Annotated in this window: 21 protein-coding genes; 10 read left to right on the forward strand and 11 right to left on the reverse strand. The window is 71.3% G+C overall.

The window, feature by feature from the left end; all coding sequences use genetic code 11:
- Positions 1–12 precede the first annotated feature (12 nt).
- Entirely contained in the window at positions 13–1,347 is a 1,335-nt protein-coding gene (locus ACWD5F_RS11930; RefSeq protein ID WP_451253482.1) for a sensor histidine kinase, read from the forward strand.
- 117 nt (positions 1,348–1,464) lie between these two features.
- Positions 1,465–2,097: a response regulator gene (locus tag ACWD5F_RS11935; RefSeq protein WP_401729231.1), complete on the forward strand. Its 633-nt coding sequence runs from the start codon at positions 1,465–1,467 to the stop codon at positions 2,095–2,097.
- A 9-nt stretch (positions 2,098–2,106) separates the two neighbouring features.
- Here ACWD5F_RS11935 and ACWD5F_RS11940 read toward each other — a convergent pair whose 3' ends face one another.
- The 4 genes from ACWD5F_RS11940 to ACWD5F_RS11955 all read right to left on the reverse strand — a co-directional run bounded on the left by ACWD5F_RS11940 (position 2,107) and on the right by ACWD5F_RS11955 (position 6,221).
- On the reverse strand, positions 2,107–2,922 hold the full coding sequence (locus ACWD5F_RS11940; RefSeq protein ID WP_451253483.1) for a hypothetical protein: 816 nt from the start codon (positions 2,920–2,922) through the stop codon (positions 2,107–2,109).
- Positions 2,919–3,464: a SigE family RNA polymerase sigma factor gene (locus ACWD5F_RS11945; protein ID WP_451253485.1), complete on the reverse strand. Its 546-nt coding sequence runs from the start codon at positions 3,462–3,464 to the stop codon at positions 2,919–2,921. Before ACWD5F_RS11945 ends, ACWD5F_RS11940 begins: the two co-directional genes overlap by 4 nt.
- Before the next feature lie 51 nt (positions 3,465–3,515).
- Entirely contained in the window at positions 3,516–4,967 is a 1,452-nt protein-coding gene (locus ACWD5F_RS11950) for an MFS transporter (protein ID WP_451253487.1), read from the reverse strand.
- A gap of 63 nt (positions 4,968–5,030) precedes the next feature.
- Positions 5,031–6,221, reverse strand: coding sequence for a lipid-transfer protein (locus ACWD5F_RS11955; RefSeq protein WP_451253489.1), 1,191 nt, complete (start codon positions 6,219–6,221; stop codon positions 5,031–5,033).
- 194 nt (positions 6,222–6,415) lie between these two features.
- On the opposite strand from ACWD5F_RS11955, the gene ACWD5F_RS11960 reads away from it, so the two are divergent.
- From ACWD5F_RS11960 to ACWD5F_RS11980, 5 genes are all read left to right on the forward strand, one after another.
- Complete coding sequence (locus ACWD5F_RS11960; protein ID WP_451253491.1) at positions 6,416–8,152, forward strand: MFS transporter; 1,737 nt, start codon at positions 6,416–6,418, stop codon at positions 8,150–8,152.
- Between the two features lie 151 nt (positions 8,153–8,303).
- Positions 8,304–8,978, forward strand: a complete 675-nt coding sequence (locus tag ACWD5F_RS11965) for a class I SAM-dependent methyltransferase (protein ID WP_451253493.1) — start codon at positions 8,304–8,306, stop codon at positions 8,976–8,978.
- Between the two features lie 10 nt (positions 8,979–8,988).
- The gene (locus tag ACWD5F_RS11970) at positions 8,989–9,975 is read left to right on the forward strand and encodes an N-acetylmuramoyl-L-alanine amidase (protein ID WP_451253495.1); all 987 of its coding nucleotides are present in this window, start codon (positions 8,989–8,991) and stop codon (positions 9,973–9,975) included.
- Between the two features lie 84 nt (positions 9,976–10,059).
- On the forward strand, positions 10,060–10,848 hold the full coding sequence (locus ACWD5F_RS11975; RefSeq protein ID WP_451253497.1) for a hypothetical protein: 789 nt from the start codon (positions 10,060–10,062) through the stop codon (positions 10,846–10,848).
- A gap of 139 nt (positions 10,849–10,987) precedes the next feature.
- On the forward strand, positions 10,988–11,992 hold the full coding sequence (locus ACWD5F_RS11980; RefSeq protein ID WP_451253499.1) for an LLM class F420-dependent oxidoreductase: 1,005 nt from the start codon (positions 10,988–10,990) through the stop codon (positions 11,990–11,992).
- 205 nt (positions 11,993–12,197) lie between these two features.
- Here ACWD5F_RS11980 and ACWD5F_RS11985 read toward each other — a convergent pair whose 3' ends face one another.
- On the reverse strand, positions 12,198–12,788 hold the full coding sequence (locus tag ACWD5F_RS11985; protein ID WP_451253500.1) for a hypothetical protein: 591 nt from the start codon (positions 12,786–12,788) through the stop codon (positions 12,198–12,200).
- Positions 12,789–12,935: 147 nt separating this feature from the next.
- Between ACWD5F_RS11985 and ACWD5F_RS11990 the strand changes: the two genes are divergently transcribed.
- Entirely contained in the window at positions 12,936–13,223 is a 288-nt protein-coding gene (locus tag ACWD5F_RS11990) for a hypothetical protein (protein ID WP_401727677.1), read from the forward strand.
- A gap of 20 nt (positions 13,224–13,243) precedes the next feature.
- Here the strand turns inward: ACWD5F_RS11990 and ACWD5F_RS11995 are convergent, their stop codons facing one another.
- Genes ACWD5F_RS11995 through ACWD5F_RS12005 form a run of 3 tightly spaced genes read right to left on the reverse strand, consistent with a single transcriptional unit; the run spans position 13,244 to position 16,430 of the window.
- Complete coding sequence (locus tag ACWD5F_RS11995) at positions 13,244–14,314, reverse strand: prenyltransferase/squalene oxidase repeat-containing protein (RefSeq protein ID WP_451253502.1); 1,071 nt, start codon at positions 14,312–14,314, stop codon at positions 13,244–13,246.
- Positions 14,311–15,054, reverse strand: coding sequence for a class I SAM-dependent methyltransferase (locus tag ACWD5F_RS12000; RefSeq protein WP_123999535.1), 744 nt, complete (start codon positions 15,052–15,054; stop codon positions 14,311–14,313). Before ACWD5F_RS12000 ends, ACWD5F_RS11995 begins: the two co-directional genes overlap by 4 nt.
- The gene (locus tag ACWD5F_RS12005; RefSeq protein ID WP_451253504.1) at positions 15,048–16,430 is read right to left on the reverse strand and encodes a glycosyltransferase family 4 protein; all 1,383 of its coding nucleotides are present in this window, start codon (positions 16,428–16,430) and stop codon (positions 15,048–15,050) included. Before ACWD5F_RS12005 ends, ACWD5F_RS12000 begins: the two co-directional genes overlap by 7 nt.
- A gap of 210 nt (positions 16,431–16,640) precedes the next feature.
- Between ACWD5F_RS12005 and ACWD5F_RS12010 the strand changes: the two genes are divergently transcribed.
- Positions 16,641–17,318 (forward strand): TetR family transcriptional regulator, encoded by a 678-nt coding sequence (locus ACWD5F_RS12010; RefSeq protein ID WP_451253506.1) that lies wholly within the window; start codon positions 16,641–16,643, stop codon positions 17,316–17,318.
- Positions 17,319–17,337: 19 nt separating this feature from the next.
- Here ACWD5F_RS12010 and ACWD5F_RS12015 read toward each other — a convergent pair whose 3' ends face one another.
- Genes ACWD5F_RS12015 through ACWD5F_RS12025 form a run of 3 tightly spaced genes read right to left on the reverse strand, consistent with a single transcriptional unit; the run spans position 17,338 to position 19,611 of the window.
- Positions 17,338–17,859: a hypothetical protein gene (locus ACWD5F_RS12015; protein WP_451253508.1), complete on the reverse strand. Its 522-nt coding sequence runs from the start codon at positions 17,857–17,859 to the stop codon at positions 17,338–17,340.
- Between the two features lie 55 nt (positions 17,860–17,914).
- Complete coding sequence (locus ACWD5F_RS12020) at positions 17,915–18,148, reverse strand: ferredoxin (RefSeq protein WP_401727855.1); 234 nt, start codon at positions 18,146–18,148, stop codon at positions 17,915–17,917.
- Positions 18,149–18,153: 5 nt separating this feature from the next.
- The gene (locus ACWD5F_RS12025) at positions 18,154–19,611 is read right to left on the reverse strand and encodes an aldehyde dehydrogenase (protein ID WP_401727683.1); all 1,458 of its coding nucleotides are present in this window, start codon (positions 19,609–19,611) and stop codon (positions 18,154–18,156) included.
- A 210-nt stretch (positions 19,612–19,821) separates the two neighbouring features.
- Between ACWD5F_RS12025 and ACWD5F_RS12030 the strand changes: the two genes are divergently transcribed.
- Positions 19,822–20,850 (forward strand): MBL fold metallo-hydrolase, encoded by a 1,029-nt coding sequence (locus ACWD5F_RS12030; protein WP_451253510.1) that lies wholly within the window; start codon positions 19,822–19,824, stop codon positions 20,848–20,850.
- Positions 20,851–21,062 lie beyond the last annotated feature (212 nt).

A 21,062-nucleotide genomic window follows, 5' to 3' on the forward strand; every position in this document is an offset into this window, starting at 1 on the left:
GGGAGCTGAGAGATGACCTGGATGCGAGACGTGTCCTGCCAGCTGGGCCGGTGGCGGACGGCGCGGGCCCAGTGGAAGGCGGACATGGAGGCCTTCAAGGCCGCGCAGAAGGAGGCCCGCCGCAGCGGGAAGGAGATGCCCGAGCACCCGGGCCCGCCGCCGACCGGCTTCTCCCTGCTGCCGTGGCTGCTGATGGGGATGGGCGCGTTCTCCAACCTGTTCCAGGGCGAGACCCCGAACCCCTGGGTGGGCGCCCTGGGCCTGCTCACCTTCAACTCCCTGTACATCTACGTGACCTTCCGTTCGTTCGTGAAGGAGGCGCGCGAGGCGGTCTCGACCCGGGTGGCGCTCGCCGTGATGGCGCTGGTGACCTGCGGTCTCGCCATCGGGTACGGCGGCAGCTGGCTGTATTTCTTCCCACTGCTCGGCCTCGCCGCCGGCGCGGCGCTGCGGGGCCCGCGGCTCGGCCAGGTCGGCCTCGGGCTGACCGCGCTGGCGGCCACGGTCTCGGTGTTCCGGGCCGGCTGGGACGCCATCAACATCGCCTACGGCACCTTCCTGTCCACCATGGTCACGGCCGCGATCCTCTCCCTCTCCGAGGCGGTACGCGAACTGCGCGCCGCCCGCGAGGAGTTGGCCCGGCGCGCGGTCGAGGAGGAGCGTCTGCGCTTCTCCCGCGACCTGCACGACCTGCTCGGGCACACCATGTCGGTGATCGTCGTGAAGTCGGAGGCGGCCCGGCGCCTGGCCGCGCGGGACATGGACGCGGCCCTCGCCCAGATCACCGACATCGAGTCCGTCGGCCGCCAGGCGCTGACCGAGATCCGGGAGGCGGTGACCGGCTACCGCGAGGGCAGCCTGGCCACCGAGCTGGACCGGGCCCGCTCGGCGCTGTCGGCGGCGGCGATCGAACCGGTCGTGACCCGCTCCGGCGCCCCGCTCACCCCGCAGACCGAGGTGCTGCTCGGCTGGGTGGTGCGGGAGGCGGTCACCAACGTCCTGCGGCACAGCGGCGCGACCCGCTGCGAGATCACCATCGGCGGCGTCCTGGACCGCGCCAAACTCACGGTGACGGACAACGGCATCGGCACCGACACAGCCACCGGTACAGACGCCGGCGACAAGAGCATCGACTCCCCCACGACCGGCCCCGCCGAAGGCATCGGAGGCATCGAAGGCATCGGCGGCACCGGCCTCAAGGGCCTCACTGAGCGCCTCAGGGCGGCGGGCGGCTCCCTGACCGCCGGCCCGTCACCGCACGGCGGCTTCACCGTCACCGCCGAACTCCCCGTCGAACCGGCCGACTTCACCTCCTCGGTGGTGACTACGGCGCCCAGGGCACTGTGACCGGCCGACGTGGCCGGTCGAGGACATAGCACCGTGTCCGTCGAGGAGGCAGCGCTGCCGAAGGCGTTCCGGAGCGGCCGGTGACCTTCGGGGACCTACTCTTTCCTCGTGGATGAGATGCCCAGGAACCACCGGCCCGCCAAATCCATCCGAGTGCTGCTCGCCGAGGACCAGGGCATGATGCGCGGCGCACTCGCCCTGCTGCTCGGTCTCGAGCCGGACATCGAGGTCGTCGCGCAGGTCGGCGCCGGTGACGTGATCGTGGACACCGCGCTGATCCACCGCCCCGACGTCGCCCTGCTCGACATCGAACTCCCGGGCATGAGCGGCCTCGACGCCGCCGCCGAACTGCGCGACCAGGTCCCCGACTGCCGTGTCCTGATCCTGACCACCTTCGGCCGCCCCGGCTATCTGCGGCGGGCCATGGAGGCCGGAGCCGCCGGTTTCCTCGTCAAGGACGGTCCCGTGGAGGAGCTCGCCGCCGCGATCCGCCGGGTGCTGACCGGCGAGACCGTGATCGACCCCGCGCTCGCCGCCGCCGCGCTGAGCGCCGGGCCCAATCCGCTCACCGCGCGCGAGTGCGACGTGCTGAAGGCCTCGGTGGACGGCGCGACCGTCGCGGACATCGCCGGGAAGCTGCATCTGTCCGAGTCGACGGTCCGCAACTACCTCTCCTCCGCGATCGGCAAGACCGGCACCCGCAACCGGATGGAGGCGATGCGGGAGGCCCGGCAGCAGGGGTGGTTGTGACGCGGGCCGTCAGCTCAGCGCCGTCACCTCCGCCGACTCGAACTCCGTGCCCTTCGGCGCCACGCACACGAACCAGTTGTACGGGGAGCCCTCGGCCGGGCGGATCGCCGGCTCGACGTTGTCCGTCGTGTTGTCGGCGGGTGTCTTGGTGAGGTAAATGCCGTCGCCGTCCTTGATGTGGCACAGGACCTGCTCGGCGGTCTTGCCCACCGAACCGATGCCCAGCCGCACAGGGTTGTCGGCACCGGGCACCAGCGGCAGCGCACCCGAGGTGAGGTCCGTGTCCGCCATGGCGTCCGACGCCTCGACCGTGTTCTCCAGCACCGGCGAGGTCGTGTCCCCGTAGCCGCGGTACACGAAGTACGCCACCTTGCCGACCAGATCGGATGCCTTGCGGACGTCCGGTGCCGACTCCTCGTACTCGGCCATCGCCGTCAACTGGGCCTGCGCCTCCGCCTCGTCGCGCGGCGCGCCCCAGACGTCGATGAACACCTTCCACTTCGTGCCCTGGTCGGTCCCGGTCGCCAGCGTGGTGCGGTGCGGCGCGTCCTGGAACGCGGCCGGCGTCGGCGAGGCCGCCGGGCGCACCGCGCGCCCGTCCCCTCCCCCCGGCAGCCCCGCCAGCGCCAGCGTCCCCGTGGAGCCGACGATCGCCAGTGCCGCCGCCGTGGCCACCGCCCAGCGCCGGGCCCGGCGTCGGCGCCCGCCCCTGATGACCGCCTGGGTGGGGGCTATACCGACCTCGACCCCGTCCGCCGCGTCGGCCAGCAGAAGGGCGATGTCCCGCTCCGTCATGGTGTGCTGCTCCCGGTCCGCGCTCGTCACTGCCGCCGCCCTTCCCCGCTCGTCACCATGTCCGCCAGTCCCGGTATGGCCCGGAGTTTCGCGATCCCCCTGGCCGCGTTGCTCTTCACCGTGCCGACCGAGCACCCCATCGCCTGTGCCGTCTGGGTCTCGGTGAGGTCCTCCCAGTAGCGCAGGACCACCGCCGTCCGCTGCCTGGGCGGCAGCTTCGCCAGCGCCGTCAGCAGAGCGCCCCGGTCCTCGGCCTGGGCGATGCGGTCGCCGGTGTCGGCCACCTCGCGGGCCAGGCCGGAGTCGTCCCTGGGCGCCAGGAACTCCTTGAGTCGCTTTCGGTGCCTGCGCGCGTGCGCGTTGACCATCACGCGCCGTACGTACGCCTCCGGGTCATCGGCCGAGCCGACTCTGCGCCAGGCCACGTAGACCTGTTCGAGCGTCGACTGGACGAGATCCTCCGCGGCGTGCTGCTCCCCCGTGAGGAGAAATGCCGTCCGCAACAACCGCGGCCAGCGGCCGACGACAAAGCCCTGGAACTCCTCGTCCCGAGCCTGCTTGCGTTCCCCCATGGGCACCTCCTAGATGTTCAAAGGAGTCCATGGACCACCCGGATCGTTGCCTCACCCGGCCGAACTCGTCGACATTTTTCTCGGCCGCACCTTCCTCGGCAGCCAGACCAGCATCAGCACCGACCCCGCGAGCAGCACTCCCGCCCCCGTGCGGAACACCAGCGCGTACCCCTCCGTCAGCGCGTCCGGCGTCAGGCTGTCCCCCGTCCGGGCCGCCGCGATCGTCGACATGACCGCGAGGCCGAGCGAGCCGCCCATCGTGCGCGAGGTGTTGATCAGCCCGGAGACCAGGCCCGCTTCGCCGGGCGCCGCCCCCGACGTGGCGAGCGCGGCGAGCGGGGTCGCGGTCAGGCCCGCGCCCAGCATCATCAGGATCCCCGGGAACATGATCTCGGTGAGGTAGTCGCCCCGCGCGGTCATCGCGGACTGCCAGGCGAAGCCGCTCGCCGCGATCAGGGCGCCGAGCGCGGCCACGTTGCGCGCGCCGAGCCGGGGCAGGAAGCGGGGCGCGGACTTGGAGCCGACGAGCACCGCGAGCGAGCTGGGCACCAGGGCGAGACCGGCCTCCAGCGGGGAGTAGCCGAGCACGTTCTGGGCGTACAGGGTCATGAAGAACCACATGCAGAACATCGCGGAGCCGGTCAGGAACATCGCCGCGTTCGCCGACGACACCGCCCGCGCGCGGAACAGCCCGAGCGGCATCAGCGGGGCCGCCGTACGCGCCTCGACCAGCAGGAAGAGCGCGACCAGCGCGATGCCGGCGAGCAGGGGTATCAGGGTGGCCGCCGCCGTCCAGCCTTCCCGTTCGGTCTGCGAGATGCCGTAGGCGAGGGTGGCGAGTCCGGCCGTGACCAGGATCGCTCCCGGCAGGTCGAGGCGCCGTCCGTCGCCGTTGCGGCTCTCCGCGAGCCACCGGTACGCGCCGGCCAGCACGACCGCTCCGATCGGCACGTTGATCAGCAGCACCCACCGCCACGACAGCCCGTCCACCAGCGCCCCGCCGACGAGCCCGCCCGCGGCCCCGCCGCCCGCGCCGACCGCGGTCCAGGTGGCGATGGCACGCGCGCGTGCGGCGCCCTCGGGGACGGCGGCGGTGAGGATGGTCAGCGTCGAGGGCGCGAGGACGGCCGCGCCGAGTCCCTGCACGGCCCGCGCGACCAGCAGCTCCGGCCCCTCCTGGGCGAGCCCGCCGCCCAGCGAGGCCAGCGTGAACAGGGCGAGCCCCACCAGGAACATCCGCTTGCGGCCGTACAGATCCCCGGCCCGGCCGCCCAGCAGCATGAACCCGGCGAAGGCGATCGCGTACGCGTTGACCACCCACTGCAGCCCCTGCGCGCTCAGCCCGAGGTCGGTCCGCATCGACGGCAGCGCCACGTTCACGACCGACACGTCCAGCACGACCAGGAACTGCCCCGCACAGGCGAGCGCCACCACCAGCCAGGTCGGCGGCGCGGTGCGGCGGGTTATTCGGGTTGCATCAGGGGCTTCGAGCATGGGTGTCATACTCTCAACCCGCCTGCGCCCCTTGCATCGGGATTTCGCCGCACCCGGCCTGGACCCCGGGTCCTAGGACCCCGCGCGCAGGAGCGTCACCACGGCCGCCCCGCCCAGCCCGATGTTGTGCGCGAGTCCGACCCGCGCCCCGGGCACCTGCCGCTCCCCCGCCGTCCCCCTCAACTGCCATGCCAGTTCGGCCACTTGGGCCAGTCCGGTCGCGCCCAGCGGATGCCCCTTGGAGATCAGCCCGCCGGACGGATTGACCACCCACCGCCCGCCGTACGTCGTCGCCCCCGACTCGACGAGCTTCCCGGACTCCCCCGCCGCGCACATCCCGAGGGCCTCGTACGTCAGCAGCTCGTTGACCGAGAAGCAGTCGTGCAGTTCTACGACGTCCACGTCCTCGATCCCGAGTCCGGACCGCTCGTACACCTGCCGGGCCGCCTCGCGGGACATCGGCTGTCCGACGACGTCGATGCAGGAACCCGACGCGAAGGACTCCTCGGTGTCCGTCGTCATCGCCTGGGCGACGATCTCGACGAGGCCGGTGAGTCCGCGCCGCTCGGCGAACCGTTCCGAGACGACCACGGCCGCCGCCGCGCCGTCGGAGGTCGGCGAGCACTGGAGCTTGGTGAGCGGCCGGTGGACCGTGCGCGCGGCGAGGATGTCGTCGACCTCGTACACGTCCCGGAACTGCGCGTTCGGGTTGTGCGCCGAGTGCCGGTGGTTCTTGGCGGCGACGGCGGCGAGCTGCGCCTCGGTGGTGCCGTACCGCTCCATGTGCTCGCGGGCCGCGTCGCCGAAGATCTGGGCGGTGGGCGGGGTCATCTCGAAGCCGTGCCGGGCGGCCATGATCCCGTAGTGCCGGGCGACGGGAGAGGTGGCGAAGTCGCCTCCGTCCGCCCCGCTCCCCAGCGCGCCCCGCTTCATCTTCTCGAAGCCCAGCGCCAGGACGCAGTCGGCCGCCCCGCCCTCGACGAGCTGCCGGGCCAGCATCAGGGCGGTGGAGCCGGTGGCGCAGTTGTTGTTGACGTTGTAGACGGGGACGCCGGTGAGACCCAGCTCATACGCGGCGCGCTGGCCGGCGGTGGAGGGCTGGAAGCAGTACCCGACAGGAACCTGTTCCACCTCCGTGTACGCGACCCCGGCGTCCGCGAGCGCCGCACTCCCCGCCTCCCGTGCCATGTCCCAGTACTGCCAGTCCCGGGTCTCCGGCTTCTCGAACCTCGTCATGCCGACCCCGGCCAGGTAAGCCTTCATGGCGCGGAGACTAGAACACGTTCCATTCATTCACCAGCCCCTGGCACGCCCGTCCGCCGGAACCCGCCGGAACCTGACGCCGACTCAGACCCCCATGACATGGTCAAGAATTGATTAGAGGCGCGAAGCAACGGAATAGTTGCCCATGCATACGAGGTTTACCCAGCACTTATCTCTTCTGGAGGCCTCACCTCATGACCCACACGATCAACGAACAGCCCGCCCGGGCAGCCAGCGGGGCCGTGGTCCCGGTGCTCGCCTTCGCGGGCATCGTTGTCGCGGTGATGCAGACCCTGCTCGTCCCGGTCATCAAGGACCTGCCGCAGCTGCTGGACACCGCGCCCAGCAACGCGACCTGGGTCCTGACCTCGACGCTGCTCTCGGGCGCCGTCGCCACCCCGATCATGGGCCGGCTCGGCGACCTGTACGGCAAGCGGCGGATGCTGATCCTCAGCCTCGCCGTCATGGTGGGCGGCGCGCTGGTCAGCGCCCTCACCAGCGACCTGCTCACGATGATCGCGGGCCGTACGCTCCAGGGCTTCGCCATGGGCGCCATACCCCTCGGCATCGGCCTGATGCGCGACATGCTGCCCCGCGAGAAGCTCGGCTCGGCGATGGCCCTGATGAGCTCCTCGATCGGCGTCGGCGGCGGCCTCGCGCTGCCCGCGGCGGCCCTGGTCGCACAGCACATGGACTGGCACGCCCTCTTCTACGGCGCCGCCGGCCTCGGCGTGCTCGCCATCGGCCTCACCCTCCTCGTCGTACCGGAGTCCCCGGCGCGCGCCGAAGGCACCTTCGACGTCCTGGGCGCGATCGGCCTCTCCGCCGGCCTGGTCCTCTTCCTGCTGCCGATCACCAAGGGCAGCGACTGGGGCTGGACGTCCACCACCACGCTCGGCCTGTTCGCCGCGTCCGCCGCCGTCCTGCTCCTGTGGGGCGTGATGGAGCTGAAGGTGAAGGCCCCGCTGGTCGACCTGCGCACCACGGCCCGCCCGGCCGTCCTCTTCACCAACCTCGCGTCGATCATGGTCGGCGTCAGCTTCTACGTCGTCTCGCTCGTCCTGCCCCAGCTGCTCCAGCTGCCGAAGGCCACCGGCTACGGCCTCGGCCAGTCGATGGTCTCCGCGGGTCTGCTGGTCGCGCCGCTCGGCCTGACGATGATGTTCACGGCCCCGGTCTACGCCCGCCTGTCGGCGAAGTACGGCCCGAAGGTCACCCTCATCCTCGGCATGATCATCATCGGCATCGGCTACGGCGCCGGCATCGGCCTGATGAGCGCCGCCTGGCAGAGCCTGGTCATCGCGGTCGTCCTCGGCGCCGGCATCGGCCTCGCCTACTCCTCCCTCCCCGCGCTGATCGTCGGCGCGGTCCCGGCCTCGGAGACGGGCGCGGCCAACGGCCTCAACACCCTGATGCGGTCGATCGGTACGTCGGTGTCGAGCGCCGTCATCGGCATGGTGCTGGCCAACACCGCGAACAACGTCAACGGCGTCGCGGTCCCGACCATGCACGGCTTCCGCGTCTCCTTCCTGATCGCGACCGGCGCGGTGGCGGTCGGCCTGCTGATGGCCCTGTTCCTGCCCAGGCCCAACCGGGCCCCGCAGCTGAACTTCAGCAGCGACGAGGAGACCAACCTGGAGCGCGCCGAGCAGATCCTGCGCGGCTTCCGCGGCCGGGTCCTGGACGCCGGCGGCTCCCCGGTCGCCCGCGCCAAGGTCACGCTGATCGACCGACGGGGACGGCAGGCCGGCGCCACGGTCTCCGACGAGGACGGCGGCTACGTGCTCGCCGTACCGTCCGGGGGCGCGTACGTCCTCGCCGCGCGGGCGACGGGCCACGGCCCGCTGGCCTCGTCGGCGACGCACGGGGGCGAGGAGCGTCCGGTGGACCTGGACCTGTCCCTGCCGTCGGAGACGGTGTCCGCCAACTGACCCACCGATGACCGTGCGGCCGTCGTCCCACGCCCCGGGACGCCGGCCACGGAGATCCAGCGGTACGTCTGTCCGCACCCCCTGTCGCCACACCGGCAGGGGGTGCGGCAGCATGGGCCGCCCGGACCCGCGTACGACCGAGAGGACCCCCATGCCCGCGGCCCCCAAGCCCGAGATCCTGGCCGCGTTCGAGGCGGCGAAGGGCTTCATGCCCGTGGACGAGGGCCTCGCCCTGTACGAGGCCGCCGTCGAGGCGGGCGCGCTCGGGCTGCCGCTCCTCGAAGTCGGCACGTACTGCGGCCGTTCCACCGTCCTGCTCGCCGACGCGGCCCGCGAGGCGGGCGTCACGGCGCTCACCGTCGACCACCACCGGGGCAGCGAGGAGCAGCAGCCGGGCTGGGAGTACCACGACCCGGAGACGGTCGACTCCGAACTCGGCCTGATGGACACGCTGCCGACCTTCCGCAGGACCCTGTACCGGGCGGGTCTGGAGGACCATGTGGTCGCGCTGGTCGGCCGCTCCCCGCAGATCGCGAAGTTCTGGACCTCCCCCCTCGCCCTCGTCTTCATCGACGGCGGCCACACCGACGAGCACGCCACCGCCGACTACGAGGGCTGGGCCCCGCACGTCGCCGAGGGCGGCCTCCTCCTCATCCACGACGTCTTCCCGGACCCGAAGGACGAGTTCACCGGCCAGGCCCCGTACCGCGTCTACCTCCGCGCCCTGGAGTCCGGCGCCTTCACCGAACTCCCGCCGACCGGCTCCCTGCGGGTGCTGCGGCGGACGGAGGCGGGGCTGCGGGGACAGGGGCGCGACGGAAGCTAGGGTGGCTGACGTGTCGTACGTAGGCCCGGACTTCGATCCCCCTCAGCCCCGCCGTTCCCGTCGCCGTCCCCTGACCGTCGCGGTCGCCGCGCTCGTGCCGGGGGCGCTGCTCGGGTGGCTCGTGTACGAGGCGGTGGGGGGTTCCGGCGACGGTGGCGGGTCGGACCGGGCAGGGGTGGCGACGGCCGGCACGGCGTCGGCCTTCAGCAGCCCTGCCTCCGGCTCCGCCTCCGCGCCCTCCCCCACCGGCCCCTCCGCGGGCGACGACAAGCAGCCGGGGTCGAGTGCGACGCCCGGCACCTCCGCGCCCGCCGGATCCACGCCCCTCAGGGGCAAGGTCGTCGTCATCGACCCGGGGCACAACCCGACCAACTTCCGGCACACGGCCGAGATCAACCGCAAGGTGAACATCGGCACCAACTCCAAGGAATGCGACACCACGGGGACGTCCACCAACTCCGGTTATCCGGAAGCCCAGTTCACGCTGGACGTCTCGCGGCGACTGGCCACGCTGCTGGAGAAGCAGGGCGCCACGGTGAAGTTCACGCAGGACGGGGACCGGCCGTGGGGGCCGTGCGTGGACGAGCGGGCCGAGATCGGGAACAAGGCGCACGCCGACGCGGCGATCTCCATCCACGCGGACGGCGCCGCCGTCGGCAACCGCGGCTTCCACGTGATCCTGCCGGGCTCCGTGCACGCCGGCGCCGCCGACACCCGCAAGATCGTGGCCCCTTCGGCCGATCTCGGCGAGCGCGTGGCGGGCAATTTCCTGCGCGCGACCGGCAGCGCCCCCTCCAACTACATCGGTGACGGCACCGGACTGGTCACCCGCACGGACCTCGGGGGTCTCAATCTGTCAACGGTTCCCAAGGTGTTCATCGAATGCGGGAACATGCGCGATAGCAAGGACGCGGCACTGCTCACCAGTGGCGCCTGGCGACAGAAGGCCGCGCAGGGAATCTCTGAGGGAATCGTGAGTTTCCTGCGCGGTTCCTGATCGGCGGGCGGATCCCAGCGGACACCCAGGTCGGGTGGGCGATAGGGTCTACCGACGACGATGACGACCTACGAAGGACCTGAAGTGAATATCCGCTCCCTCACTCGGGGCGACGGCGTGGTGATCGGGGCAGCGGTATTGCTGTTCATCGCGTCGTTCCTCAAGATCTACTCCGTCGAGAATTTCAACCTCGACCAGAACGCCTGGGACTACCTCGGCACCGGCCTCGGCGTCTACGTGGGCGGAGTCATCGGCGCCGCCCTGATCGTCGTCAACCGTGCGCTCCCGCAACCGCGCAAGATCCTCGGCCTGGACCTCGGCACGGTCGGCGTGGCGTTCACTGTCCTCGCCGCGTGGGCCATGTTCTGGACGCTGGTGGGTGTCCCGGACGGCGCCAGCGCCGGCGTCGGCCTCATCATCGGCTTCCTCGCCGCCCTGATCCTGGCCGGCGGCGCCATCGCCACCCCCCTCCTGCCCCCGCTCCAGGCGGCCCTGCTCCCGGCGCCCAACCCCAACGCGCCCCAGCCCTACGGCGCTCAGCCGCCGCCCGGTGGCTATGGCTACCCCGGCGCGCAGCAGCCGCAGCAGCCCCAGCCCTACGGCGGTCAGCCGCAGCCGGGTCAGCCCTACGGTGGTCAGCCGGCGCCCGCCGCCCAGCCGCCGCAGCCGGCCGGGGAGTTCGCGCCGTTCTGGTTCGCCGTGCCGGTGGCGCGCCCGCTGTTCGCGGAGGACGGTTCGCCGTCGCCGATCGCCGAACTGGCGCCCGGCACCTGGTACCTGGCCGTCGAGCAGCGCGGTCCGAGCCTGGTGGCGCAGACGCAGGACGGCCGTCGTGGCGTGCTGCAGGACACGAGCGGGATCCAGCGCGGCTGAGTCCCAGCACAGAGTTTCCCGACGCGGCCGAGTCCCACCGCCGAGTCTCCCGACGGCCCCTCGCCCTTCCCGGCGGGGGGCCGTTGTCGTACAGTCGCCAGCGGTCACCCGGTATCTGACGGATCGTCAGGAGGCAGGCATGCGGCTCGGTCTGGCACTCGGCTACTGGGGGCGCGGCCCCTCCGCCGACCACGTACCGCTCGCCCAGGAGGCGGAGCGGCTCGGCTACGACTCCGTGTGGACCGCCGAGTCGTGGGGCTCCGACGTCTTCACGCCCCTCACCTGGATCGCCGCGCAGACCTCAAGGATCAAGCTGGGTACGGCCATTGCCCAGATGGCGGCCCGCTCCCCCACCACCACGGCGATGCACGCGCTCACCCTCGACCACCTCTCGGGCGGGCGGGTCATGCTCGGGCTCGGCCTGTCGGGGCCGCAGGTGGTGGAGGGCTGGTACGGGCGCCCGTTCCCCAAGTCACCGCTCACCGCGACCAGGGAGTACGTGGAGGTCGTACGCCAAGTGCTGCGCCGGGAGGCCCCGGTGGAGCTCGCCGGCCGGTTCCACTCCCACCCCTACCGCGGCGCGGACGGCACCGGGCTCGGCAAGCCGCTGAAGCCGATCACCCACCCGCTCCGCCCCGACCTGCCGATCCTGCTCGGCGCCGAGGGCCCGAAGAACGTGGCGCAGACGACCCGGATCGCGGACGGCTGGCTGCCGTTGTACTGGTCGCCGAGCCGGCCCGAGGTGTACGGGACGACCGACTTCCCCGACGGCTTCCTCGTCGCGCCCATGACCCAGGTGAAGGTCTGCGACGACGTCGCCGAGGGCCTCCTCCCGGTCAAGATGATGCTCGGCTTCTACATCGGCGGGATGGGCCACGCGGCCCGCAACTTCCACGCCGACCTGATGGCGCGCATGGGGTACGAGGAGGAGGCCCGCCGGATCCAGGAGCTGTTCCTGTCCGGCCGCCGCGAGGAGGCGGTACGGGCCGTGCCGGACGCCTTCGCCGACGAGATCTCCCTGGTCGGTCCGCGCGAACGCATCGCGGAACGCCTGGAGTTGTGGCGCAAGGGCCCGGTGACGGACCTTCTGGCCCTCGCCCCCGACCCGCACACGCTGCGGGTGCTGGCGGAGCTGAACTCCTGACCGCCTCGGTGAACTCCCGCTAGGGTCTGTCTTTCGGATCAGGTTGGCTGCGAGGCTCGGTGCCTCTTGGCCGACCCGAGCGGGGTTTGGTGCGTGCAGCTGCAAGGCGGAGGAGGGCGGCGACGCGGAGCGTCGACAACCGACGACAACGCCGCAGATGTGCGTGCCAGGGCCCGCGACGCCGACATGATCCGAAAGACAGGCCCTAGCCGCCCGCGAGTTGCCCGGCCGACGGCACCTTGTCCGTCACCTCCGCGCCCGCGCTCTTCCCCGCGTCCTTGACCTTGTTGATGATGTCGTCGAAGGAACCGGCCACCGAGTCGGTGGAGTCGCCCTTGCGGAGCTTGGACGGGAGGTCCTTGAGGGAGTCGATGCCGGCGGTGAGCGGGGCCACGGCCTTGGAGAGGGTGGGGTCGCCCTTCGCGTTGCGCGTGGCCGCCTTGAGCCGGTTGTAGGCGAACGCGCCCGCGAGGCCCGCCTTGACGAGGGCGAACTTGCGGCCCTTGGCGCCCTTCTTGAACTTGCCGGCCTTCCAGGGCTTCACGATCCACTGGTACGAAGCCCCGGCGGCGAGACCCGCGTTGGCCACGAAGCGGGTCTTGGCGAACTTCTGGCGCTGGGCGGAGGTGCTCGGGCTCGGGGTGGCCGCCTGGTCCGCGGCGGCCGCCACGTCCGCGGCGGTGGTCTCCCGGGCTCCACTCCTGTCACCGCCGCCGCTGCCGCAGGCGGTGGCTCCGGCCAACAGGGCACAGCACAGGGTGAGCGCCACTGCGAGGCGCTGTATCGGTACGCGCACGAGAAGTCCTCCGGCGTGTCCTCCCCGAGCGGGCGTTTGCCTCCGACAGCCTCACCCGGGACGGGCGGGCGCGCCACTCGGGCGAAGCCGTCCGGGTTTCAAGATGCGATCCGGTTTCATATGGGATTCGGCGGCAATCCGGAAACCATGTCTCGATACAGAAGCGGCAATCGGGCCGGCGCGGTCATAGCGATCGTCGCCGACGTCATGGCCCTCATCCTGGGCCTGTGGATTCTGATGTACCTCCTGGACGCCAACCGGGCCAACGACCTGGTGCAGTTCGTCCACAACATCGCCTACTGGCTGGCCGGCTGGTCGCGCGACCTGTTCACCTTCGACGAGGCGTGGGCACGTGTGGTCGCGGGCTACGGACTGGCGGCGGTCGTCTACCTCTTCATCGGCCACGCCATCGCCGGACGCATGCAGCGCCACTGAGACGACAACGGCCTGACGTCTCAGTCGCAGCAGTCCGGGTCCAGCCCCCTGGGCAGGTGTTCGCCGCCGAACACCGCGCAGGTGGCCTCGTGGCCGCCCAGTGCGGCGACCGCGAGGAGGAGCGAGCCGGCCGTCCAGGTGGTGAGTTCCTGGGGCCAGACCGTCTCGTCCTCGAAGACGTAGCCGGTCCAGTACAGGCCGGTCTCCGGATCGCGCAGGTGCTGGATCGACTGGAGGATCTCCAGCGCACGGTCGGACTCGCCCATCGCCCAGAGCGCGAGGGCGAGTTCGGCCGATTCGCCGCCCGTCACCCACGGGTTGGGGACCACGCAGCGCACACCGAGGCCGGGCACGACGAAGCGCTGCCAGCCGTCCTCTATCCGGGACTTGGCCTCCGTACCGGTCAACGCCCCGCCCAGCACCGGGTAGTACCAGTCCATCGAGTAGCGGTCCTTGTCCAGGAACCGCTCCGGGTGCCGGCGGATCGCGTGCCGCAGTGCGCCGACCGCCAACTCCCAGTCGGGCTGCGGCTCTTCACGCTGTTCGGCGATGGCGAGCGCGCAGCACAGGGCGTGGTGGACGGAGGACGACCCGGTCAGCAGCGCGTCCGACGTGAAGCTGCCGTCGTCCTCGCCCTTCCAGCCGATCTGCCCGCCGGGCTGCTGGAGCCGCAGCACGTACTCGACGGCCGCGTACACGGTCGGCCACATGCGGTCCAGGAACGTGTCGTCGCCGGTGGAGAGGTAGTGGTGCCAGACGCCGACGGCCGCGTACGCCACGAAGTTCGTCTCGCGGCCGCGGTCGGTGACGTCGGCGAAGTCCCCGTCGGCGTAGGCCGCGTACCAGGAACCGTCCCCGTTCTGGTGCCGTGCGAGCCACTCGTAGGCCCGCTCGGCGGCCTCGTGCTCGCCGGCCGCGTCCAAGGCCATCGCGGCCTCGGTGTGGTCCCACGGGTCGAGGTGGTGTCCGCGGAACCACGGGATCGCCCCGTCCTCCCGCTGCACCGCCAGGACGCCGTGCACGGTCGCGGCGGCCTCCTCCGCGGTGAGGACCCCGGGCAGGACGAGGTGTTCTGTCCGGGGGGTGGTCACTTGGCGGCCGCCTCGGCGAGGCCGGGCAGGTGCGGCTTGGTCGCGTAGGCCACGAAGCTCTTGCCGATCAGCGGGTTCAGCGCCTGTTCGGCGACCCGGGTGGCCAGGGGTTTCTTCATGATGTCCCAGACCAGGAGCTTGTGGTACGCCTGCACGGGCAGCGCCTTGTCGTTGTCGACGCCGAACGCGCACTTCAGCCACCAGTACGGGGAGTGCAGCGCGTGGGCGTGGTGCGTGCCGTAGGGGCGCAGGCCCGCCTCGCGCATCTTCGCGAGGAGTTCGTCGGCCTTGTAGATGCGGATGTGGCCGCCCTCGACCTCGTGGTAGGCGTCGGACAGCGCCCAGCAGACCTTCTCGGGTCCGTAGCGCGGGACGGTGACGGCGATCCGGCCGCCGGGCTTCAACACCCGTACCATCTCGGCGAGTACGCCCTTGTCGTCGGGGATGTGCTCCATCACCTCGGAGATGATGACGACGTCGAAGGACTCGTCGGGGAAGGGCAGCGCGAGGGCGTCGCCCTCCATCGCGGTCGCGGTCGCGCCGGCCGGTGCCTCGCCCGCCTCCTCCATCGCCGCGAACCACTTGGCGACCTCGCGGATCTCCTCGCCGTTCTGGTCCAGCGCGACGACCCGGGCGCCGCGCCGGTAGCACTCGAACGCGTGCCGGCCGGCTCCGCAGCCGAGGTCCAGGACGCGGTCGCCCGGCGCGAGCGGGAACCGGGAGAAGTCGACGGTCAGCACGTGGCCCTGCTTTCGGATGAGATGCCTGCAACACTGACGGCCGCCGGGCGGCCGGAGCTGTGGGCCGCGGCGGCGGCGATCGCCTCGCGGTAGCGGGCCACCGTCTCCTCGGCGGCGCGGGCCCAGGTGAAGCGGGCCAGCACCCGCTCACGCCCGGCCCGGCCGAGCCGCTCGCGCAGCTCGGGGTCGCCCAGCAGTCGGCTCAACCCCGCGGCCAGCGCCCCGGGATCGCCGGGCGGCACCGCGAGACAGGTCTCCCCATCCGGCCCGGCCACCTCGGGAATCGCGCCGCCCGTCGTGGCGACCAGCGGCGTCCCGGTGGCCATGGCCTCGGCGGCCGGCAGGGAGAAGCCCTCGTACAGGGACGGCACGCAGGCGACCTCGGCGGAGCGGATCAGGTCGACCAGTTCGGCGTCCGAGATGCCCTTGACGAACTCGACGGCGCCTTCGAGCCCGTAGCGCTCCATCGCCTGCGCGACGGGCCCCTCGGCGGGCCGCTTGCCGACGACGACGAGGTGCGCGTCGGGGTGTTCGGTACGGACCTTGGCGAGCGCCTCGACCAGGAAGACCAGGCCCTTGAGGGGGACGTCCGCGCTGGACGTGGTGACGATCCGGCCGGGTACGACGGGCACCGCGGGGTCGGGCGAGAAGAGCTCGGCGTTCGCGCCGATGTGGACCACGTGGATACGGTCGTCCCGCACCCCCAGCTGGTCGACGATCTCCCGGCGGGAGGTGCCCGAGACGGTGAGGACCGAAAGCAGCCGGCGGGCGACCCGGCGCTGCATGCGGGTGAAGGCGTACCAGCGTCGCTTGGACAGCCGTTGACGCCAGTTCTCGGCGGCGTCGATCTCCAACTGCCGGTCCACGGTGATGGGGTGGTGGATGGTCGTCACCAGCGGCGCGCCCACCTCCCCCAACAACCCGTACCCCAGGGTCTGGTTGTCGTGCACGACGTCGAACTCACCGCGCCGGGCGCGCAGATGACGGCGGGCGCGCAGGGAGAACGTCAGCGGCTCCGGGAAGCCGCCGGTCCACATCGTGGCGACTTCGAGCGCGTCGACCCAGTCGCGGTACTCGTCGCGCTTGGGGGTGCGGAAGGGATCCGGCGAGCGGTAGAGGTCCAGGCTCGGCAGCTCGGTGAGGCTCAGCCGCCCCGCGTGGTCCTCGACCTCGTCGAGCACCGGGTAGGGCTGGGATCCGATGACCTCGACATGGTGGCCGAGGCGGGCCAGCTCGCGCGACAGATGCCGGACGTAGACGCCCTGGCCGCCGCAGAACGGGTTCCCTTTATAGGTGAGGAGTGCGATACGGAGCGGTCGCTCGCCGTCTGTGGCGAGGTCTTCCTGGAGACCCGCCTGACTGGCCTCAGCGGTCACTCTGAGCCCCCTTCTGCCTGCACTGTCCCGCGAGATTACGCCGGGACGCTAATCTAGAACAAGTTTCAGACTTGATCGTCCAGGAGGCTCTGAATCTACCGGCTGGTAGGGGCGCCGTGAGAAGTGGATCAGGTGATTCACACCACGACGGAGCCCCTGTCATGATCGGTCCGATCACTCGCCCTCACCGACCGTCACGGAACGGGACCCATGCCTGCGGAAGCCAAGCCGGCCAAGGCGGAGGCCAGAACCTCCCCGCCGCCCTCCCCGTCGTCGCCCCTGCCTTCCACCCTGCCGTCCTCCGCGCCGCTGACCGAGCGCCAGGAGGCACGTCGGCGCCGGATCCTGCACGCGAGCGCGCAGTTGGCCAGCCGGGGCGGTTTCGACGCGGTGCAGATGCGGGAGGTCGCGGAGTCCTCCCAGGTGGCCCTCGGCACCCTCTACCGGTACTTCCCGTCCAAGGTCCACCTCCTGGTCGCCACCATGCAGGACCAGCTGGAACACATGCACGGCACGCTCCGCAAGAAGCCGCCCCAGGGCGAGACCTCGGCCCAGCGGGTCGCGGAGACCCTGATGCGGGCCTTCCGCGCCCTTCAGCGCGAGCCGCACCTGGCCGACGCGATGGTCCGCGCCCTGACCTTCGCGGACCGCAGCGTCTCCCCCGAGGTCGACCAGGTCTCCCGCCAGACCACGGTGATCATCCTGGACGCCATGGGCCTGGAGAACCCGACCCCGGAACAGCTCTCCGCGGTCCGCGTCATCGAGCACACCTGGCACTCGGCCCTCATCACCTGGCTCTCGGGCCGCGCGTCCATCGCCCAGGTGAAGATCGACATCGAGACGGTGTGCCGGTTGATCGACCTGACGGAGACCAGGGAGCGGGAGTAGTCCCTGGTGGGGGGCGGGGTCAGGGTGTCGGCGTCGCCGTACCGCGCCCGCAGCCTCTGCCGAATCCGTAGAACATCACTCCCTTGAACCCGTCCTCTTTGCCGGGTACGGCGCCCGACAGCATCCCCGAGGCCATCTCCTCCGGCGACGCCTCACCGGAGACCACGGTCACCGTCCAGTCGTCCCGGTCCAACGCCCAGAGGACCGCGCGCCGGTCGGGAAACGGTTCGGTCGCCTTCCAGCCGCGGTCCTTCATCTCGGCGACCAACCGGTCGGCGGCCTTCCGGTCCGGCGCGGTACCGGTGCCCACCTCCCCGGCCACCTGGCACGGGCGCCCGTCCAGCAGCCTCGACTTCTCGTCCGTGAAGACCGGCCGACGCTCCAACCCCCCGGCCGCCACGGCGGCCCGGACGTCCTCCTTCACGGAGGTGACGGTCACGGCCCGCTCACCCCCGCCACCGTCTCCCCCGCCGCATCCCGCCAGCGCCACGACCACCACGGTCGTCACGGCCGCGGACAGCACGGCTCCCACCCCTCGCATGACTCTCCCGCCTCACAGTTCACACACAGTCGAGGCAGAGTTTCGCACGTACGAGCTACTCCTCCGGTGGAAAAACCGGCTCCCCGCTCCCCAGCAACGTGATCACGATCGCCTCCACCGGACAGCTCTCCGCCGCCTCCAGGATGAGTTCGTTCGCGTCGGTCTCCCGTTCCATCGGGTGGGACTGCATGGCCGAGTCGAGACGGAACGCGCCCGTGGCGCGGTGGACGCACTGGGCCGAGCCGATGCAGATGGAGCGGTCGACCTCTACCTCCCAGCGGTCGCCCATACCGCTCATGCCTCCCAGCCGGCCGGCAGGTGGATCATCTTGTGTTCGAGGAACTCGCCGTAGCCTTCGGGGCCGAACTCCCGTCCCAGACCTGAGGACTTGTAGCCGCCGAAGGGGCCGAGCATGTCCAGGCTGAAGGTGTTGACGGAGTACGTGCCGGTACGGACCTGGCGGGCGATGTCGATGCCGTGGGCCACGTCGGCCGTCCAGACGCTGCCGCTGAGGCCGTAGTCGGAGTCGTTCGCGATCTTCACCGCTTCCGTCTCGTCGCCGTACGGGAGCAGGCAGATGACCGGGCCGAAGATCTCCTCGCGGGCGATCCGCATGGAGTTGTCGACGTCTCCGAAGAGGGTCGGCTCGACGTACCAGCCGCGGTCGAGGCCCGGGGGACGGCCGCCGCCGGTGAGGATCTTGGCGCCCTCCTCCTGGCCTATGCGGATGTAGTCGAGGTTGCGCTGCTGCTGGCGTTTCGCCACCAACGGGCCCACCTGGGTCGCCGGGTCCAGCGGGTCGCCGACCACCAGCGCGCTCGCCGCCGCGGCGAAGGCGTCCGCGAACTCGTCGTAGCGCGAGCGCGGTACGAGGATGCGGGTCTGGGCCACGCAGGCCTGGCCGTTGTTCATCCAGGCGGCCGAGACGATGCCGGGGACGGACGTCGTGATGTCCGCGTCGGGCAGCACGACCGCCGCCGACTTGCCCCCCAACTCCAGTGTCACGCGGGTGAGGTTGCGCGCGGCGACCTCCATCACGCGCTTGCCGGCCGGGACCGAACCGGTGAAGGAGACCTTGTCGATGCCGGGGTGTCCGACCAGGTACTCGCTGACCTCGCGGTCGGCGGGCAGGATCGACAGCACGCCCTCCGGCAGGCCCGCCTCCTTCGCGATCTCGCCCAACAGATAGGCGTCCAGGGGCGATTCGGGCGACGGCTTGAGGATGACCGTGCAGCCGGTCAGCAGCGCGGGCGCGAGCTTGGCCGCGGCCACGAACTGCGGGACGTTCCAGGGGACGACGGCCGCCACGACGCCGACCGGCTCCCGGCGCACCAGGATCTTGCCGAGGACCCCGTCGCGGTACTCCTCGTACGTGAAGTTCCGCGCGACCGTGATCGCCGAGTCCCACACCATCATCGCGCCGAGCGCCTGCGCCAGGATGCTCCAGGAGTACGGCGACCCGTTCTCGGACGAGATCACGCGCGCGATCTCCTCGTGCCGTACGGCGATCGCGTCCTTGATCCGGCCGACCACCTCGATCCGTTCGTCGAGGGTCATCCGGGGCCAGGGCCCCTGGTCGAACGCCGTCCGGGCCGCCGCGACCGCCCGGTCCACGTCCGCCGGCGAGGCGTGCGGCACCCGCCCGATGACCTCCTCGGTGTGCGGCGAGACGACCTCGATGACGTCCTTGCCGAGGGGGTCGGTCAACTCCCCGCCGATGAAAAGCTGTCCGTGTTCCACGAGCTCGGCCATGGCCGACCGCCTCCCCGGATCCTCGCCCCTGAGTCTCCACTGAGTCTCTGACGATTCATTGAGTCTCTGACGATCCATCAGATACGCACTCAGTGGAACTGATACCAGTTCCACTCGGAGGAGTCCACGGAACGGGACGGACGGATGACTCGGGCTCCCATCGAAACGCGTTCTAGTTATAGTGGCCGGGACGCGGCGATAGGGGAACCCATGGTGGACACGGCCGATCACGGCGGGGGCGTACGGTCGATCAAGGTCCCCATCCCGGACAACCCGCTCGGCCACACCCTCGTCTACGTCGTCGACACCGACCGCGGCCCGGTCCTGATCGACACCGGCTGGGACGACCCGGCCTCCTGGGACACGCTCGCCGAGGGGCTGACGGGGTGCGGTACCTCGGTGGACGAGATCCATGGCGTGGTCGTCACCCACCATCACCCCGATCATCACGGCCTTTCGGGCAAGGTGCGGGAGGCGTCCGGGAGTTGGATCGCGATGCACGCGGCGGACACCGCGATCGTGCGGCGGACGCGGGAGACCCGGCCGGGGCGCTGGTTCTCGTACATGGCCAACAAGCTGGTCACCGTCGGCGCTCCGGAGGAGCACGTGGCGCCCCTGCGCGACGCCGCTCCGCGCAGCACCCTGCCGGGCTTCGCCCCCGCGCTGCCGGATTGCGAGATCGTCCCCGGTGAGCTGCTCGATCTTCCAGGGCGGCGGCTGCGCGCGATCTGGACCCCGGGGCACACGCCAGGGCATGTCTGCCTCCATCTGGAGGAGGCACACCCGGCTCAACTCCCCGGCCACGGACGCCTGTTCTCCGGCGATCACCTGCTCCCGGAGATCACCCCGCACATCGGCCTGTACGAGGATCCCGACGACGTCACGGTCACCGACCCGCTCGGCGACTACCTCGACTCCCTCGAACGCATCGGCCGCCTCGCCCCGGCCGAGGTCCTCCCCGCCCACCAGTACGCGTTCACCGACGGGCCGGGCCGGGTACGGGAGTTGCTCGACCACCACGAGGAACGGCTCACCGGTCTGCGCGCCCTCCTCGTCGAGCCGCTCACCCCCTGGCAGGTCGCCGAGCGCATGGAGTGGAACCGGCCCTGGGCCCAGATCCCGTACGGATCGAGGAACATCGCGGTCTCGGAGGCCGAGGCGCATCTACGGCGGCTCGTGAAGCTGGGGCGGGCGGAGGCCGTGCCGGGGACGGAGCCGGTGACGTACGTGGCCGTCTGAGTCGAGCGGACGGGCACACAGGCGGCTCCCGGAGTGGTTGCTACGGGCGGGTACAGTGGCCCGGTCGTCGTCACCCGTACGGGGGGAAGCCGGTGCAATTCCGGCGCTGACCCGCAACCGTGTGCCGGTCCGCGGAAGCCTGAGAGGCCCTGGGACCGGTGAGCCGGATCGCCCCGCGCGGATCGTGACCGGCTCAGGTGTGTCGGCAACCC

This window comes from Streptomyces sp. NPDC002499 (assembly GCF_053595415.1).